20 protein-coding genes are annotated in these 17,537 nt (G+C 29.1%); all 20 read left to right on the top strand.

From position 1 onward, the window contains the following. Positions 1–75 precede the first annotated feature (75 nt). The 20 genes from ABWP20_RS15435 (at position 76) to recJ (ending at position 17,521) form a co-directional block, all read left to right on the top strand. Entirely contained in the window at positions 76–612 is a 537-nt protein-coding gene (locus tag ABWP20_RS15435) for an O-acetyl-ADP-ribose deacetylase (protein WP_353096994.1), read from the top strand. A 69-nt stretch (positions 613–681) separates the two neighbouring features. Next, entirely contained in the window at positions 682–1,326 is a 645-nt protein-coding gene (locus tag ABWP20_RS15440; RefSeq protein ID WP_353096996.1) for a zinc dependent phospholipase C family protein, read from the top strand. A 203-nt stretch (positions 1,327–1,529) separates the two neighbouring features. Next, entirely contained in the window at positions 1,530–1,979 is a 450-nt protein-coding gene (locus tag ABWP20_RS15445) for an endolytic transglycosylase MltG (protein ID WP_353096997.1), read from the top strand. Between the two features lie 175 nt (positions 1,980–2,154). Beyond that, the gene (locus ABWP20_RS15450; protein ID WP_353096999.1) at positions 2,155–2,886 is read left to right on the top strand and encodes a hypothetical protein; all 732 of its coding nucleotides are present in this window, start codon (positions 2,155–2,157) and stop codon (positions 2,884–2,886) included. Positions 2,887–2,906: 20 nt separating this feature from the next. Continuing rightward, entirely contained in the window at positions 2,907–3,539 is a 633-nt protein-coding gene (locus ABWP20_RS15455; RefSeq protein WP_353097000.1) for a CBS domain-containing protein, read from the top strand. Between the two features lie 69 nt (positions 3,540–3,608). Then, positions 3,609–4,202, top strand: coding sequence for a hypothetical protein (locus ABWP20_RS15460; RefSeq protein ID WP_353097001.1), 594 nt, complete (start codon positions 3,609–3,611; stop codon positions 4,200–4,202). A gap of 79 nt (positions 4,203–4,281) precedes the next feature. Beyond that, on the top strand, positions 4,282–4,776 hold the full coding sequence (gene ruvC, locus ABWP20_RS15465; protein WP_353097002.1) for a crossover junction endodeoxyribonuclease RuvC: 495 nt from the start codon (positions 4,282–4,284) through the stop codon (positions 4,774–4,776). Positions 4,777–4,795: 19 nt separating this feature from the next. Beyond that, complete coding sequence (gene ruvA, locus ABWP20_RS15470) at positions 4,796–5,386, top strand: Holliday junction branch migration protein RuvA (protein WP_353097004.1); 591 nt, start codon at positions 4,796–4,798, stop codon at positions 5,384–5,386. A gap of 13 nt (positions 5,387–5,399) precedes the next feature. Beyond that, complete coding sequence (gene ruvB / locus ABWP20_RS15475; RefSeq protein WP_353097005.1) at positions 5,400–6,410, top strand: Holliday junction branch migration DNA helicase RuvB; 1,011 nt, start codon at positions 5,400–5,402, stop codon at positions 6,408–6,410. 28 nt (positions 6,411–6,438) lie between these two features. Next, the gene (locus tag ABWP20_RS15480) at positions 6,439–7,806 is read left to right on the top strand and encodes a SpoIID/LytB domain-containing protein (protein ID WP_353097007.1); all 1,368 of its coding nucleotides are present in this window, start codon (positions 6,439–6,441) and stop codon (positions 7,804–7,806) included. Positions 7,807–7,834: 28 nt separating this feature from the next. Then, on the top strand, positions 7,835–8,860 hold the full coding sequence (gene queA, locus ABWP20_RS15485) for a tRNA preQ1(34) S-adenosylmethionine ribosyltransferase-isomerase QueA (protein WP_353097009.1): 1,026 nt from the start codon (positions 7,835–7,837) through the stop codon (positions 8,858–8,860). Between the two features lie 12 nt (positions 8,861–8,872). After that, the gene (tgt, locus tag ABWP20_RS15490) at positions 8,873–9,997 is read left to right on the top strand and encodes a tRNA guanosine(34) transglycosylase Tgt (RefSeq protein ID WP_353097011.1); all 1,125 of its coding nucleotides are present in this window, start codon (positions 8,873–8,875) and stop codon (positions 9,995–9,997) included. Positions 9,998–10,052: 55 nt separating this feature from the next. Continuing rightward, positions 10,053–10,373, top strand: coding sequence for a preprotein translocase subunit YajC (yajC, locus tag ABWP20_RS15495; RefSeq protein ID WP_353097012.1), 321 nt, complete (start codon positions 10,053–10,055; stop codon positions 10,371–10,373). Between the two features lie 356 nt (positions 10,374–10,729). Beyond that, positions 10,730–11,257, top strand: a complete 528-nt coding sequence (locus ABWP20_RS15500) for a hypothetical protein (RefSeq protein WP_353097014.1) — start codon at positions 10,730–10,732, stop codon at positions 11,255–11,257. A 135-nt stretch (positions 11,258–11,392) separates the two neighbouring features. After that, on the top strand, positions 11,393–11,770 hold the full coding sequence (locus tag ABWP20_RS15505) for a TIGR04086 family membrane protein (RefSeq protein ID WP_353097015.1): 378 nt from the start codon (positions 11,393–11,395) through the stop codon (positions 11,768–11,770). Positions 11,771–11,847: 77 nt separating this feature from the next. Continuing rightward, positions 11,848–11,988: a six-cysteine ranthipeptide SCIFF gene (gene scfA / locus ABWP20_RS15510; RefSeq protein ID WP_072977839.1), complete on the top strand. Its 141-nt coding sequence runs from the start codon at positions 11,848–11,850 to the stop codon at positions 11,986–11,988. 69 nt (positions 11,989–12,057) lie between these two features. After that, positions 12,058–13,428: a thioether cross-link-forming SCIFF peptide maturase gene (gene scfB / locus ABWP20_RS15515; protein ID WP_353097016.1), complete on the top strand. Its 1,371-nt coding sequence runs from the start codon at positions 12,058–12,060 to the stop codon at positions 13,426–13,428. Position 13,429: 1 nt separating this feature from the next. Further along, positions 13,430–14,713 (top strand): protein translocase subunit SecD, encoded by a 1,284-nt coding sequence (gene secD, locus ABWP20_RS15520; protein WP_353097018.1) that lies wholly within the window; start codon positions 13,430–13,432, stop codon positions 14,711–14,713. 15 nt (positions 14,714–14,728) lie between these two features. Continuing rightward, positions 14,729–15,595, top strand: coding sequence for a protein translocase subunit SecF (gene secF, locus ABWP20_RS15525; protein ID WP_353097019.1), 867 nt, complete (start codon positions 14,729–14,731; stop codon positions 15,593–15,595). Between the two features lie 141 nt (positions 15,596–15,736). Next, complete coding sequence (gene recJ / locus ABWP20_RS15530) at positions 15,737–17,521, top strand: single-stranded-DNA-specific exonuclease RecJ (protein ID WP_353097021.1); 1,785 nt, start codon at positions 15,737–15,739, stop codon at positions 17,519–17,521. The last annotated feature ends 16 nt before the right edge of the window (positions 17,522–17,537 follow it).

Consider the following 17,537-nt stretch of genomic DNA (forward strand, 5'->3'; position numbering starts at 1 on the left):
ACTGTGTAAGATACAGTGATTTCAAGCGTTATGAATTATGATTAACGCTATTATTTAATTTATAGAGGTGATATTATGTTTAAGTATAAAGATATACAGATTAATGCTTTATTAGGCGATATAACAGATGCAAATGTGGATGCAATAGTAAATGCAGCTAATAATACTTTACTAGGTGGGGGAGGCGTTGATGGAGCTATACACAGAGTTGGAGGGAAAAGGATTTTAGAACAGTGTAAAAGAATTGGAGGATGTCCTACTGGAGAATCTAGGATAACTACTGCTGGAAATCTTCCTAGTAAATATGTAATACACACTGTAGGTCCTATATATAAGAATGGAAAAGAAAGAGAAAAAGGATTATTATATAACTCTTACTATAATTCACTAATATTGGCAAAAGAATATAATATTAAAACAATTGCTTTTCCATCTATATCCACGGGTGCTTATGGTTACCCTATTGAAGAGGCTATGAAGATTGCCATAAGAGCAGTTATTGATTTTATAGATAAAGAAGAATTTGATCTAGATATTACATTTGTTCTTTTTAATAAAGAGGATTATTCATTGTATAATAATTATTTAAAAGAAAAATTCTTACAATATTGATAGACATTTTATGTTGACTTTATTTTTTAATTATTATACTATAATTAAGACACAGATTTTTATAAAGGGGTGTTTAAAATATTCTCAGATTCTCATAAAATTATTGCATCAAAGATATATGATAATGTATTTGATATATATGGTTTAAAATTAGATAAGAAAAAATTACTATGGGGTTCAGTATGTCCAGATATACTTCCTCAATATAAACTTATTAGGCACTATAAAGATGAAAGTTTGAACTTTATTTCCAAGGAAATTATGAAAGTCATATTTATTAGTAGGTATCTAGAATTCAATAAAATACTTGATCCATTAGCTATAAATATATTAAGTAAAAAAGTAGGTGTTATATCTCATTATTTAAGTGATTATGTATGTTTACCTCATGCAAATAGATGGACTTTTGCTAGTAATATGGTAAAACATATAAAATATGAATCTCAATTAAATGAATTTGCAGCAACACATGAATTTAAAAAGAATGTAATAAATGTCAATGATTTAAATATATATGATATTCCGCAATTAAAATTGAAAAGCACTATAAAAGAATATATTGATGAAGTAGTAGAAGAATATTCAATGAAAACTAATTTCAAAAATGATTTAGATTTTGCATTATCATTAAATTTAAAAATCTCATATTTCATTTTAGATACTATTATAGCTTATTCTGACGAAATGGCTGGACATTTTGCTTTAGAATTTTAATTTTAAAATGAATTTAAAATATAGTCCCGATAATTAATAGCTGATTTCTTATGATATAGAAATCAGCTATTTTAATACTATTTATATTTATAATTATTTATAAGGAATAGAATATTATACTATCTTATTGGTACTATACTTACAAATAAGATGTTATAATAGACATTGGGTTATTATAATAATATATGAGGTGATTTATACATATGAATAAAAAAGTTAAATTAGCATATCTATTTTTAGGCATAGGCATAGGCATTATTTTTGTTAATGCTTTATATTCATTTTATCCCCAGATAAAGTATATGGATTTAGGAGATGATGTCATAATAGAGAGAGCAAGGGAATTGGGAATGGTAAATTTAAAAGAAAGTATAGATATGGAAAATCCTAAAGAGGAATTAATAGAGGAGGAAGAGAAAGAAGAGGTAGAAGAACCAAAAGTAGAAATAGAGATTTTAGTAGAAAGTGGTTCTAGTCTTACATCGGTTGCTAGAAAACTTTATCGTGCAGAATTAATAGAAGATATGGATGAATTTATTTTATTCGTGAAAGAAAAAAAACTAGATAAAAAAATTATTACTGGTAGATATAAAATCGAATCAGGTAGTTCATATGATGAAATAATAGAAACTTTAACTAAGAGACCTGATTAATTATATACACCTTTAATTTAGATATTAAATTTTTGTAAGAAAGTTATTATATAATTTTAATCAATTATAGGGGATTATGTAGTATAATAATCATTACTGTCCTTTTTAATTTTATAATTAAAATGTTTAATACATCAAAGGATTGTCAACAATTGATAAAAAGGGAGGTATTGATATGGCAATAGCAAATAGTGAATTATGTAGTATTTATGATGGATTAATATATAAATTTCTTTATAAAAATGATATAAATTGCATACATATCCTCCTTAATCTATATGATTTAGAAGAAAATATTACAAACATTTGCCCCAAATATGTATCTATACATCATCTAAAAAAGCACATAAGTAAGTTTTTAAAACAGAAAAAAGGCAATTATTCTATATCTTTAAACCTTGGACAACTAATTCATGAAGATATTAATCGATTAGAGCTATTTATTTATCTAGAAGGTTACAAACATGGTTATTTTAATAATTATTGGGTAAATAATTTAGAAGAAATAGCAGTAAGAAATATTCCTATAGATAAATTATATAAAAAAAAGTATTTATATCATTTCGACAATAAAATAAGACAAATATCGGATATTAAGGCTCTAATTGGGGAAGAAATTCAGAAAAACGAAAAAGAAAATAAATACTTATATAATATTATTAAAGATTATTGTAATAAACTATTAAGAGGAAAGATTTTTAACTTAAATAGACATTTAGATGAACAATTAACAATAGAATATAATTCAAAGATTTGTTGTACTAAGGAAGATAGTTTATTAACTTTAGATGAGCTAAATGATATTTATAAGGAAATGATAAAAATAGTACTTAAAGATGGTTTAAAACTCTATAAAGAGGCATATTGGTACGGACTAAACGATAGAGTATTAAAGAGATATAGATAATAGTTTAAGGGGGAATACAAATGTTTATTAGAAACTATATGTTATCAAAAGAAAAACTGACAACAGTTGAATTAGGAGAAAGTTTAGCTAGTGCCCTTGAAAAGATTAATAATGGGAATTTTTTATCATTGCCAGTTATAGATGGTGATGAATTTAAGGGTATTCTTATGAAAGAAGCTGTTTATAGAAATTATTTAGAATCTGGTAAATGTAATAAAGATGAATACTTAAATAATACGACAGTAGAAGAGATATATAATAGCAGTTATGAGTCAATTCATTCAGGTGAAAGAATTGAGAAAGCTTCTTATTTATTAAAAGAACTTAGAACACCTTTTTTGACAGTTTTTGATTCTAATAATAAATTTGTAGGGATATTAACCCATTCGGCAATATTTGATGCATTTTCAGAAATATTTGGAATAGATAAAGGAACTAGAATTGTTGTAAATATGTTTGATTTACCGGGACAATTGGCAAAACTCACTGATGTAATTAAAAAAGAAAACATAAATATAATAAATTTTGCTATTATGGATCCAAAGGTACTAGATTTAATTCAGGTCATACTTAGAGTCGATACGGAGGATGTAGATAAATTAGTTGATAGAATTCAATCAGCAGGGTTTAAGATTGGCGAAGTTGCAAAATAATACACTTATGTATAAAAATTTATAAAATGGATATAATATCCCTCTAGATAGTAATCTGGAGGGATATTTATGAAAAAAGATAAAGTTTTGCCTGTTTTCCTTTTTTCTCTGACCTTATTTTTAGTAAGTTTCATATTGGGCTATCAGCTGATGAGTAAAAAATTAAATCCAAAAGACATTAGCAAAATAAATAATAAAGACAACAATATATCGGATTATTCAGACATGGAGATACTAGGTGAAGGAAATAGAATTTCTCCAAACACTTTTATAGAAGAAAGGATTCACTATATGGCTTGCGACCATGTTATTACAAAGGTTAATCTTGTAGAAGATAATATGGTTAATATGACGAAAGATGAATTTACTGAATATATTCAATCAAACTATCCTAATAAAAAAATAATTTCTTTTTCAGCCAATAGAATAACATTGGGAGTCACTAAAAATCATTTATGTGAAAATCATTATATTGTTGGAGAGAAGGATGGTTCCATAGCCATATTCAGAATTGGAGAAAATGGGGAAAGGGTATTGGAAAATGTATTAGTAGATTATCCTATTTCACTATTAATGGAAATTGACCAAGAAAAAATAATCGAGGGTATTGTAGTAGATAACGAAGATGAGTTATCTGAAATCCTTGAGAATTTTATTAGCTAACTAAGTTAGAAATTCTAACTTAGTTTTTTTGTCTAAATATGGTACAATAGTAGATATAGTTATAGAAGGGAGATTAGGGATGATAATTCTAGGAATTGATCCAGGAATTGCAATAGTGGGATATAGCATTTTAGAATGTAATGGAAATAAATTTAAGGCAATTGATTACGGGTGCATAAGAACAGATTCGGATGTTTTATTTCCAGATAGGATAAAAATAATATATACTAAACTTATTGAAATCATAGATAAATATAAACCTGAGGATTTAGCTGTAGAAGAATTGTTTTTCAATAAGAATGTAAAGACGGCTATAAAGGTAGGACAAGCAAGAGGAGTAGAAATATTGGCAGCTGTTAATAAGGGATTAAACATATATGAATATACTCCTTTACAAATAAAACAATCCGTTGTAGGATATGGAAGGGCAGATAAGGGGCAAGTTCAAGAAATGGTAAGGATGTTGTTAAATTTAAAAGAAAAGCCTAAGCCAGATGATGTGGCAGATGCTTTGGCAGTAGCTATCTGTCATGGTAGCTCTCTTAAATTTAAGGAATCCTTTAGAATGAAATAATATATAAAGGGTGAATACTTTGTTTGAGTTTATTATAGGAGATATAGTATCCATAAAGGAAGATTATATAGTATTACAGAATAATGGAATAGGTTATAAAATATTTACATCTACTAATACAATGCTTCAAGTTGAATTGGGAATGCAAAATGCAATGATTTTTACATATTTGAACGTAAGGGAAGATGGAGTATTTCTTTATGGATTTACATCAGAAGAAGAACTTGATATGTTTAAATTGCTTCAGATGGTTTCCAAAATAGGACCTAAAATAGCATTAGGAGTATTATCTACACTTAATTATAACCAAATTAAATTAGCTATAATAAGAAAAGATATAGATATTTTGTGTAAGGCACCGGGGATTGGTAAAAAGACAGCAGAAAGAATTGTCTTAGAGTTAAAAGATAGAATAGATAAAAATATAGAAATCGAAGAAGAGGATATAAGTAATTCAGGTTATGAAACTCATATGGAAGCTATAAATGGATTGATGTCTTTAGGATATACAAGAATAGAAGTTGAGAAGATTATAAAAACTATAGATATATCAAATATGGACATAGAAGATATAATTAGGGAGACATTAAAAAGGTTATCAAAACATTAGAAGGAGTTAATAAATGGATAATATTAATGATAGAATAATGGCTGGAAGTTTGAGAAATGAAGACTTAGATAATGAATTAACATTAAGGCCTAAATGGATTAATGAATATATAGGTCAAGATAAGGCTAAGGAAAAATTAAATATTTTTATTCAAGCAGCTAAAGGAAGAAATGAATCTCTAGACCATGTACTATTATATGGGCCTCCTGGACTTGGGAAAACCACTTTAGCAAATATTATTGCTAATGAAATGGGTGTAAATATTAGAGTCACATCAGGACCTGCTATTGAAAGACCTGGAGACTTAGCTAGTATTTTAACTAACCTTTCTGAGGGAGATGTTCTATTTATTGATGAGATTCACAGAATTAATAGAACAGTAGAGGAAATACTATATCCTGCAATGGAAGATTTTGCCTTAGATATAATAATAGGAAAAGGACCTTCAGCTAGATCAGTAAGGCTTGATTTATCCAAGTTTACACTTATTGGTGCAACTACTAGGGCTGGACTTTTAACATCGCCACTTAGAGATAGATTCGGTGTAATGCTAAATCTGGAGTTATATGATGATGAAAGTTTAAAACAGATTGTAACTAGGTCTGCTGATATATTAGATATAGAAATTGAAGATAAGGGAGCTTTAGAAATAGCAAAAAGATCCAGAGGGACGCCTAGAATTGCAAATAGACTGCTTAAAAGAGTCAGAGATTATGCTCAGGTTGTAGAGAAGGGTGTAATTACCTGGGAAGTAGCCAAAAGAGGCTTACAAATCCTTGAAATCGATGAGCTTGGTCTAGATAGTGTAGATAGAAAATTAATTCTTACTTTAATAGAAAATTTTAGTGGAGGGCCTGTAGGAGTAGATACACTATCAGCTGCAACGGGAGAAGAAAGAAATACTATAGAAGATGTATATGAGCCATATCTCTTACAAATAGGATTTTTAAATAGAACTCCTAGAGGAAGAATAGTTTCTAAAAAAGCATATGAACATTTTGAAATTCCATATACTGAAGATTAATAAAATATAATTAGGGGGAAAGAGATATATGAAGAAAAATATATCCAGATTTTTAATACTTGTATTATTATTAATTTTATTACCTATTAAAAAATCTTATGCTAAATCCTTTGACAATCAGTATTTAAACATAAAACTAACAAAACCAATAAAGCAGAAAAATGTAGTTAATCTTGGAAGTAATAGTGGATTTTTGTTATCCTCTGTCAATAATAAGAATGATATTATATTAAACATAGACGATACAGATATAAAAGCTGTATTAAGTGGGAATGGTATAGATTTACTTAATTCTACAGATGATGTAGTATTTACTTTACCAAAGGATGGTAGTGTTTTAATTGCTTCAGATACATTTAATGACCCAATAATAACTGTTGAGAAAGACAGATATAGGGATTATATTAGATTGTTAAGTAAAAATAATGAGATTATTGTTATTAATCATGTTGGACTTGAGAATTATTTATATGGAGTAGTCCCAGCAGAAATGCCGGCTACTTTTCATGTAGAGGCGTTAAAGGCACAAGCAGTAGCTTCTAGGAGTTTTGCAATTTCAAACATAAATAAACATTCTTCAGAAGGATTTAATTTATGTGATACTACTCATTGTCAAGTATATTCTGGAGTTGAATATGAAAAGTCATCGACTAATTTAGCAGTAGATGAAACAAGGGATACTTTTGCATATTATAATGGAAAGGTAATAGAAGCCATATTTCATTCAACAAGCAGTGGTTTTACTGAGGATAGTGTAAATGTATGGGGTGGAGATTTTCCATATTTAAAATCTGTAGAAGATAAGTTTTCATCAGAATCTCCCTATAGTAAATGGAGTTTTAGTATCAATATTAATGAGTTAAACAATAATCTAATCTCATCTGGAGTAAATATAGGGAGCTTACAAGGGATGGAAGTCGTTGATGCTACTTTAACTGGAAAAGTAAATAAGATAAAAATAATTGGCACCAAAGGAGAGCAGGTTATAGATGGTACCAAATTTAGAAATATAGTTGGAGCTACGAAATTTAAAAGTTCTTGGTTTAATATAAAAAGTAGTAATATTAATACATCAAATAGTCAAGTCTATGTTATAGATGGAGGAATGTTTAAACCTCAAACTATAGATGTTGATAAAGCTTATATACTTGATGAAAAAAATCAAAAGAAACCAAATCGGGGAACTGTAAGTAGAGCAATTGGAAAAGATAAGATTGAAACATTAGGAGAATTTTATCCTATAGACTCTTCCGAAATATTAATTGAAGGAAAAGGATTTGGCCATGGAGTAGGTATGAGTCAATTTGGGGCTAAAAAAATGGCTGAATTAGGATATGATTTTGAGGAAATCCTAAAATATTATTATACTGGAATAGATGTATTATCAAACAATTAATTAATAAACAGAAGAGAAGGATGATGTAATGAAAAGAGAAGATTTTAATTATTTTTTACCAGAGGAATTAATAGCTCAGCACCCTTTAGAGAATAGGGAAGAATCTAGGCTATTAGTGCTAGATAAACAAACTGGTGAAATAGAACATAGACATTTTAAAGATATTATTGAATATCTAAATAAAGGTGACTGCTTAGTCTTAAACGATACTAAGGTAATACCTGCCAGACTATTTGGAAATAGAATAGGAAAAGAGGAAAAAATAGAAATTCTTCTTCTTAAAAGAACAGGAGATAATCTATGGGAGACTCTAGTGAAACCTGGGAAGAAAGCTAGACCAGGGCATATAATAGAATTTGGTGATGGAATTTTAAAAGGTGAAGTTTTATCAATAGGAGAAGATGGTACTAGAATTATAAAATTTGAATATAAGGGAATATTTGAAGAGATTTTAGATAGTTTAGGTGAGATGCCGTTACCTCCATATATTACAGAAGTTTTAGAGGATAAAGATAGATATCAAACTGTTTATTCAAAAAATAAGGGTTCTGCAGCTGCTCCGACGGCAGGTCTTCATTTCACCAATGAACTAATAGATAAAATTAAAGATAAAGGTGTTAACATAGCATATATAACTTTACATGTAGGACTTGGTACATTTAGACCTGTTAAGGTAGATAATATCTTAGAGCATCATATGCATTCAGAATACTATAATATACCAGAGGAAGCAGCAAATATTATTAATAAATCTAAGATGAATGGTGGAAAAATCATATCTGTAGGTACGACCTCTACTAGAACATTAGAGACTGTAGCTGATGAAGATGGTAAGATTACACCAAAATCAGGTTGGACTGATATATTTATTTATCCCGTATATAGGTTTAAGATTGTAGATAGATTGATTACAAACTTTCATCTGCCTGAATCGACTTTACTTATGTTGGTCAGTGCTTTATCTAGTAGGGAAATAATACTTAATGCATATAAAATAGCAGTAGAAAAAGAATATAGATTTTTTAGTTTTGGCGATGCCATGTTTATAAAATAATTGGAGGGAATTATGGCAATAAAATTTGAGTTACTAAAAGAAGCGAAAGATTGCAAAGCAAGATTAGGAAAATTATATACTCCCCATGGGGTCATAGAAACGCCAATATTTATGCCTGTAGGAACTAGGGCAACGGTTAAAACCATGACTCCAGAAGAAGTAAAAAGTCTAGGTGCACAAATAATTTTAAGCAATACGTATCATTTGTATTTAAAACCAGGGCATAAATTAATAGAAGAAGCAGGAGGACTGCATAAATTTATGAACTGGGACGGACCTATTTTAACTGATAGCGGAGGATTTCAAGTTTTTAGTTTAGGAGATTTAAGAAAAATAAAAGAAGAAGGTGTGGAGTTTAGATCTCATATTGATGGTTCCAAACATTTTATAAGTCCAGAAAAGTCAATTGAAATCCAAAATTCTCTGGGATCGGATATTATGATGTGCTTTGATGAATGTACTCCTTATCCAGCGACCTATGAGTATGCAAAACATTCTATGGAAAGAACAACTAGGTGGGCGAAAAGGTGCAAAGACTATCATAAAGATTGGGATAAACAAGGATTATTTGGAATAGTTCAAGGCGGAATGTATAAGGATTTGAGAGAGCAAAGTGCCAGGGAGTTAGTGGGATTAGACTTCCCAGGATATGCAATAGGCGGTCTTAGTGTAGGAGAACCTAAAGAATTAATGTGCGAGCTTTTAGACTTTACTACCCCTTTATTACCTAAGAATAAACCTAGATATAATATGGGAGTTGGAACTCCAGATTATTTGTTTGAATCTGTAATCAGAGGTATAGATATGGCAGATTGTGTACTTCCTACTAGAATTGCAAGAAATGGAACTGTCCTTACATCTCAGGGAAAGTTAGTCATAAGAAATGCAAAGTATTCAAAGGATTTTACAAAGTTAGACCCAGAATGTGATTGCTATGCTTGTAAAAACTATTCCAGAGCATATATTAGACATTTATTTAATGTAGATGAAATTCTTGGAGCAAGACTTGCTACAATCCATAATTTATATTTTTTAATAAAGTTAATGGAAAGCATTAGAAAAGCTATAAAAGAAGATAGAATTCTTGAATATAAAGATGAGTTTTACAAAAAATATGGTTATAATGATAAATATTAGGTGAATTATTTAAAAAATACTGTATAATAGATTATAGAAAGGGAGGGGTTTATACATGCCACAACAGTTACAAGGACTAATAATACCTATAGGGTTTATAGTCATATTCTACATCTTTGCTATTAGACCACAAAAGAAAAGAGAGCAAAAGATAAAAGAAATGAGAGACAGTTTAAGAGTTGGCGACGAAATAGTTACTATTGGTGGGATTTATGGTAAGATTATCAAGGTAAAAGAAGATTATGTAACCATTGAAGTAGGTTCTGCTAAGACTAAATTAGATATGACTAGATGGTCTGTTGGTTCAGTAGTTGATAAAAATGAATCAAAAAAATCTAAAAATGAAGAAGTAGATACTAAAGAAGAAGATAAATAGCAAGAAAAGCTTCCTTATTAAATTTGGGAAGCTTTCTTATATTTCAGACAGCTATAACCGTCCAACTATAAAATGAAGAAGTAGATACCAAAGGATATAAATATCAAGAAAATCTTTCTACTTGAGTGGGAAGAATTTTTATGTATATCATCTTAAATTGACTTAAATTTTCGCAATTATATGATTATTCATTTGACAAAATTGTATTTATATGTATAATTCATGTCAAGAGATATTAGGAAATATCTACTAGAAACTCTTTAAAATGGTTTATTTGATACATTTAGATATTTTAATTAACTTAATATATACTATTTTAGAAAATATATACTATTTTAAAATAAGGAGGATTTATTATGAAAAAAGGTAAGATATTTATAGCTGCTTTTATTTTATTAAGTACAACTATAGTTCATGCTGAATCCAATTTAGATTTATTAAACCAAGAAAATCCCGAAGTTACAGAACATATCTTTAAAATGCCAGCAATTGATGAAGTTACAGAACATATTTTCAAAATGCCTGAGAATTTTGAAAGAAAACCTGAAACTAGAGCAACAACTGCACCTAAATATCTAGCTCCTAATTCAAATAAAAGCTCGTATTATGAGCATGATTGGAGTGGAACAAAAAATTATACTTACACAGATTATAAATTTTGTCCAGGGACTTTTAAGGCTGCAGCGGATACACCATTTAGTGTAGAAATAATTAACAGTCTCGGATATTCTGAAATATATGAAGCAGAATTTATAAGTGGGGTATACCAATTGCGTATAAGAATAGCTGATGATATCCCATACTATGGGATATTAACAAACAACCACAGTCGTCCAACTATAAATGGATATTATAAGGCTAGTTGGGATGGATGCTTAATATAAATAAGCCATATGTTTTTATTAAAAATAGTATATTTAAGTTAATGTAAAGGTAGGTATTTTTAATATCTACCTTTTTTATGTAATAAATATGACTTTCCTTAAATAAATTAAATTAAGGATAAGGAGGGGGATATTATGAAAACAAAGAGTTTAGACAGAGGTGTTCATTTATTAAGGGGGTTGTTGCTGGCCTATATTATTACATGTATTTTAATATTATTCTTTTCACTACTATTAACTTATTCATCACTTAAAGAGAACAAGATGCCTTTAATAAATACAATAATTATGATGTTGAGTATAATATCAGGAAGTGTTTATGTATCAAGGGGGATTAAGGAAAAAGGCTGGATTAATGGAGGCATAGTGGGAATAGTATATTATTTAATATTAATCATACTTAATTTTATGTTTCTAAAATCTTTAACATTGGATATATTTTCTATTTCAAAATTGGCGCTGGCATGTATTACTGGAATAATAGGTGGAATTATTGGTATAAACATATCATAAAAGAAAAAAAGCTTTGAATTCAAAAAAAAATATGATATAATGAATAGCAGAAAATAGACGCCAAGGGGGGATTTGAAATGAAATATATAAAGACAATATCTGGTAGCAACTTAAAAGATACTATAGCAAAAGGCGGCTGTGGAGAATGTCAAACGTCTTGTCAATCAGCTTGTAAAACATCCTGTACTGTAGGAAATCAAAAATGCGAAAATAAATAGGCAAGTAAAGGGTGGTGGTTTATCCACTACTTTTTATTTGTATAAAATTGTTAATTGGGAGGAAATTTAATGAATAGAGCATCGAAGATGCATAAGTTTCATTTAAATAATAAGCATATTATTTTAGATGTAAATACTGGTGCAGTACATGTAGTCGATAAAATTGTATATGAAATAATAGATTATTATGGAGAAAAGTCCGTAGATGAGATAAAAGATATATTTAAAAGTACCTATGGTGAAAAAGCAGTTGAAGATGTTTATAATGAAATAGACGAATTAGTTAAAGAGGGGCTTTTATTTTCTGAAGGTGTAGATATTTCAAGTTTCAAATATAATGAACAAAACATAGTGAAAGCAATGTGTTTACATGTGGCACATGATTGTAATTTAAAATGCAATTATTGTTTTGCATCACAAGGAGATTTTAAGGGCGAAAGGTCATTAATGTCCTTGGAAGTAGGAAAAAAGGCATTGGACTATCTTGTTAAACATTCTGGTTCAAGAAGAAATCTAGAGGTTGACTTTTTCGGTGGAGAGCCTCTTATGAACTTTGAATTAGTTAAGGAATTAGTAGGTTATGGAAGAAGCTTAGAAAAAACACACAATAAGAATTTTAGATTTACCATTACTACAAATGGAATTTTACTAGATGATGATAAAATTGATTATATAAATGAAAATATGTCAAATGTTGTTCTTAGTTTAGATGGCAGAAAAGAAGTCAATGATAATATGAGAAAGACAATCAATGGACAAGGCAGTTATGATATTATTCTACCTAACTTTAAAAAGATGGCAGAAAAAAGAGGCGATAAGGACTATTATATTAGAGGTACTTTTACTAGCAATAATATTGATTTTTCCAAAGATGCCTTGGATTTTTATAATAATGGATTTAAAAAGATTTCAATAGAGCCTGTAGTAACATCTGAGGAAATGGACTATGCTCTAAGAGAGGAACATTTGGAATCTATTTTAGAGGAATATGAAAACCTTTCCAAAGAATACATTAATATAAAGAAGATGGACAAGGATTTTTACTTTTTCCATTTTATGATAGATTTAAAACAGGGACCTTGTATAATCAAAAGAGCTGTTGGCTGTGGTGCTGGTTCAGAGTACATGGCTGTTACCCCTGAAGGAGATTTATATCCTTGTCATCAATTTGTAGGGGAAGAAGGATTTAAGCTAGGCAGTGTCTTTGATGGAGTTGAAAACACAGCTTTAAGGGATAAGTTTAAGAAAGCTAATGTATACAATAAGGAAGATTGTAGAGAGTGTTGGGCAAGATTTTATTGTAGCGGCGGATGCCATGCAAACTCATACCATGCTCATAATGATCTTAGTAAAGCATATAAATTAGGCTGTGAGATGGAAAAGAAAAGAATAGAATGTGCCATTTCTATATTGGCAAATTTAGATGATCAGGAGGGATAAGATGAAAGCTAAGAATACTATACTATTGATATTAGTATTAGCTATAGTAGGAGGCAGCGCATTTTTAGCATTAAATGGTGCTAAATTTGGCAAATATGAAATTCCAAAGGCAAAGGATTCTGTTGATTTAGGTCTAGAGTTAGCTGGAGGAGTTTATGTAGTACTAGAGGCTCAAACTGATGCCAAAGGTGCTGAACTTCAAAAAATTATGGAGCAATCAAAAGCAATTATCAATGAAAGGGTAAATGGATTAGGGGTGTCAGAACCTAATATTTCAATTGAAGGTGGAAATAGAATAAGAATCGAATTAGCAGGTATAGATGATCCACAGGAAGCTATTGAATTAATAGGTAAAACAGCACAGCTGCAATTTGTTGACCCAGATAGAAATATTGTATTAACAGGTAAAAATGTAGCTGGTTCAGAGGTTCAATATACTACTAATCAACTAGGACAACAAGAGATTGTTGTAACTCTAGAATTGGACAAGGAAGGTACTCAAAGATTTGCTGAGGCTACTGGAAGACTTACGCTGAAAGAAGAGAGAGAAGAGAGAATTATCTATATTATTTTAGATGACCAAGTAATATCCTATCCTGCAGTAAAAAATGTTGCAGAAGGAGGAACAGCAATTACAGATGGTAAGGCTGTTATAACAGGAGGATTTACTCCAGAAGAGGCTAAACAGTTGGCAACTTTAATTAGAGCAGGTGCTTTACCAGTGGAGATGAAAGAATTACAAACATCTGTAATTGGACCAACTTTAGGATTAGAAGCATATGAAAAGAGTCTTAAAGCAGGTGGGATTGCACTTCTTATAATTATGGTATTTATGATAATTATGTATAGAGTACCTGGATTTATTGCTTCTATTGGACTTACTATATATACATTAATAACTATATATACAATGTCAGGTTTAGGAGTTAAACTAACACTGCCAGGTATAGCAGGGTTGATTCTATCTATAGGTATGGCAGTAGATGCTAATGTTATAATTTTTGAAAGAATAAAAGAAGAAATAAGAATTGGTAAGACTGTTAGAACAGCAGTAGATGCAGGTTTTAAAAGAGCACTTACTTCTGTAATAGATTCTAATATAACCACATTAATAGCTGGAACTGTATTATATTATTTTGGTACTGGCCCTATTAAAGGTTTTGGAGTAACCTTAATAATTGGTATAGTAGCTTCTATGATAACATCAGTTATTATTTCAAAATATCTATTAAAATTGATGGTATCAGTTACAGGTGGTAAAAATAGTAAGCTTTATGGAGCTTAATAGAGGGGTGAGAAAATGGATATTATAAAAAATAGAAAGATATTTGCAATATTTTCATTAGTTATAATTATATCTGGACTTTTAATGTTTTTTATTAAAGGTTTAAACTATGGAATTGATTTTACTGGCGGTACATTAATTCAAATAAATGCAGGAAAGTTTATACCAGTAGATGAGATTAGAGAGATAATGGACGAATATGATAAAAATGCAAGTATTTTACATGCAGGTACTGAAAAAAATGAATTAATAATAAAGAGTACTTTGGATCTTCCAAACGATACTATTACAAGTATAGTAAATAAATTTGTAGAAAAATACGATATAAGTAAAAATAGTTTTCAATCTGAGAAATTTGGTCCTTTTATGGGAAAGGAAATAAAGAATAAAGCTATGTTATCTACATTAATAGCTACAGTATTGATGCTTGGATATATAACATGGAGATTTGAATTTAATTTTGGTGTAGCAGCTATAGTGGCTTTAGTCCATGATATATTTATTATGTTAGCAGTTTATTCGATACTTAGAATCCCAGTAAACAGTTCATTTATTGCTGCAATCTTAACTATATTAGGATATTCTATAAATGATACAATAGTTATTTTTGATAGAATAAGAGAAAATGCTAAACTATATCCAAGGGAGTCAGCAGAAAATTTAATAAACAATAGTATAAAACAATCTATGAGTAGGACAATAAATACTTCTCTTACTACTTTGATTGCAATTCTTGTACTATATATAATAGGTGTTGAAGATATTAAGGTACTTGCATTGCCACTTATGATTGGTGTTTTAGCTGGTACTTATTCATCAATATTTATTGCATCACCTATTTGGTTTGAGCTTAAAAATAGAAAAATAAAAACTGCTAAATAAGCAGTTTTTATTTTATAATATATGAAAATTTTGTCAAAAACTAAGAAATATGCAATAATAACTAGAATTAAATGTAATAAAATGATAAAATTTAGATACTAATTAGCGTATCTAAATTTTATTTCTATTGGAGTGAAGTAATTGGAGAAATGGTTTATAAAAAATAAAGCAACTGATTATAAAAAAATTGCAAGGGATTTTAAAATATCTGAATTTTTGTCTAAACTTTTAGTAAATAGAGATATAACTGACTATAATTTAATAGATAGTTTCATATATCCAGATTTAGGTAAATTACATAGCCCCGACCTTATGAAAGATTTATCAAAAGGAGCAGTTCTTGTTAGGGATAAGATAATTAACAAAAGAAAAATAAGAATAGTTGGGGATTATGATGTAGATGGAGTAATTTCAATTTATTTGTTATATAAAGGTATTAAAGCATGCGGCGGAAATGTTGATTATGTTATACCAAATAGAATTGATGATGGTTATGGTATAAATATTGAAATTATTAAAGAAGCAAAACAAGATGGAATAGATACTATAATAACATGTGACAATGGTATAGCAGCAATAGAGCAAATAAAGTTTGCAAAGGAGATTGGGTTAACTGTAATAGTTACAGACCATCATGACATACCTTTTTTAATAGATGAAAATGGAGAAAAAAAATATTTACATACTGATGCAGATGCAACAATGAATCCAAAACAAAAAGACTGTAATTATCCATTTAAAGGTCTTTGTGGGGCAGCTGTAGCCTTTAAATTAATAGAAAAATTATATTCTATATTTAACTTGCCTTTAGAAGATGTATACTGTCTCTTTGAATATCTTGCTATTGCAACAGTTTGTGATGTAGTGGATTTAGTTGATGAAAATAGAATTATAGTGAAAAAGGGCTTGGAACTTTTAAATAAAACTCAAAATATTGGTCTAAAGGCTTTGATAGAAGAAACTGGAATCAAGGATAAGGAGATTGGAGTATATCATCTTGGATTTATTATTGGACCAAGTATTAATGCCTCAGGGAGATTAGATTCAGCTTTAAAAGCTTTAGAATTACTTTTATCTCATGATTTAGACCATGCAACTGCTTTGGCTAAAGAACTTCGAGAATTAAATGATGAGAGAAAAGAGATGACTAAAAAAGGAGTAGAGAAAATAACCAATATTATAGAATCCTCCGAGTTAAAAGATGATAAAGTGTTTGTAGTATATGAGCCAGAAATACATGAAAGTATAGCGGGAATCATAGCTGGAAGAATTAAAGACAAATATAATAAACCTACAATAGTATTGACACAAGGAAAAGATGGAGTTAAAGGTTCCGGCAGATCAATAGAAGCATATAATATGTTTGAAGAATTGTTACAATGTAAAGAATTATTATCAAGGTTTGGTGGACATCCTATGGCGGCAGGGTTGTCTCTAGAAGAATCAAATATAGTTAAATTACGGAAAAGCTTAAATCACAATACAAGATTAACAGACGAGGATTTAATTCCTCGAGTATATATTGATATGCAAATTCCATTAGAATACGTGAATTTTAAGCTAATTGATGAAATAAAGCTTTTAGAACCATTTGGAAAAGGGAATACTAAGCCTATATTTGGTGAAAAGAACTTAAAGGTTAATCGTGCTTTTATATTAGGTGTAAATAGAAATGTTTTAAAATTAATTCTAGAAAACGGAAATAAAAAGGCATTGGAGGGTGTATTTTTTGGAGATATTGAAAGTTTCCAAAATGCAATAGAAAATGTTTATGGAAAAGATGAGCTTGATAAAGCATATAGAGGGATAAATAATAATATAAAAATTGATATATTATATTATCCTTCAATTAATGAATATAAAGGGAATACTAATTTACAAATTATAATTCAAAATTATAGGGTGACAAAGAATACAGCATTCTAACCTGTTGTTATAAGCA

The sequence above is a fragment of the Tissierella praeacuta genome (assembly GCF_040396155.1).
In the GTDB taxonomy this organism is placed as follows: Bacteria; Bacillota; Clostridia; order Tissierellales; family Tissierellaceae; genus Tissierella; species Tissierella praeacuta_A.

What these genes read in the sequence shown, in the direction of transcription:
- ABWP20_RS15445 (WP_353096997.1), top strand. Translation starts at nt 1,530, where the DNA reads ATGAATAAAAAAGTTAAATTAGCATATCTATTTTTAGGCATAGGCATA.
- tgt (WP_353097011.1), top strand. Translation starts at nt 8,873, where the DNA reads ATGGCAATAAAATTTGAGTTACTAAAAGAAGCGAAAGATTGCAAAGCA.
- secD (WP_353097018.1), top strand. Translation starts at nt 13,430, where the DNA reads ATGAAAGCTAAGAATACTATACTATTGATATTAGTATTAGCTATAGTA.
- scfA (WP_072977839.1), top strand. Translation starts at nt 11,848, where the DNA reads ATGAAATATATAAAGACAATATCTGGTAGCAACTTAAAAGATACTATA.
- scfB (WP_353097016.1), top strand. Translation starts at nt 12,058, where the DNA reads ATGAATAGAGCATCGAAGATGCATAAGTTTCATTTAAATAATAAGCAT.
- ABWP20_RS15500 (WP_353097014.1), top strand. Translation starts at nt 10,730, where the DNA reads ATGAAAAAAGGTAAGATATTTATAGCTGCTTTTATTTTATTAAGTACA.
- ruvC (WP_353097002.1), top strand. Translation starts at nt 4,282, where the DNA reads ATGATAATTCTAGGAATTGATCCAGGAATTGCAATAGTGGGATATAGC.
- queA (WP_353097009.1), top strand. Translation starts at nt 7,835, where the DNA reads ATGAAAAGAGAAGATTTTAATTATTTTTTACCAGAGGAATTAATAGCT.
- secF (WP_353097019.1), top strand. Translation starts at nt 14,729, where the DNA reads ATGGATATTATAAAAAATAGAAAGATATTTGCAATATTTTCATTAGTT.
- ABWP20_RS15455 (WP_353097000.1), top strand. Translation starts at nt 2,907, where the DNA reads ATGTTTATTAGAAACTATATGTTATCAAAAGAAAAACTGACAACAGTT.
- ABWP20_RS15505 (WP_353097015.1), top strand. Translation starts at nt 11,393, where the DNA reads ATGAAAACAAAGAGTTTAGACAGAGGTGTTCATTTATTAAGGGGGTTG.
- ruvB (WP_353097005.1), top strand. Translation starts at nt 5,400, where the DNA reads ATGGATAATATTAATGATAGAATAATGGCTGGAAGTTTGAGAAATGAA.
- ABWP20_RS15450 (WP_353096999.1), top strand. Translation starts at nt 2,155, where the DNA reads ATGGCAATAGCAAATAGTGAATTATGTAGTATTTATGATGGATTAATA.
- ABWP20_RS15435 (WP_353096994.1), top strand. Translation starts at nt 76, where the DNA reads ATGTTTAAGTATAAAGATATACAGATTAATGCTTTATTAGGCGATATA.
- ABWP20_RS15460 (WP_353097001.1), top strand. Translation starts at nt 3,609, where the DNA reads ATGAAAAAAGATAAAGTTTTGCCTGTTTTCCTTTTTTCTCTGACCTTA.
- yajC (WP_353097012.1), top strand. Translation starts at nt 10,053, where the DNA reads ATGCCACAACAGTTACAAGGACTAATAATACCTATAGGGTTTATAGTC.
- ABWP20_RS15480 (WP_353097007.1), top strand. Translation starts at nt 6,439, where the DNA reads ATGAAGAAAAATATATCCAGATTTTTAATACTTGTATTATTATTAATT.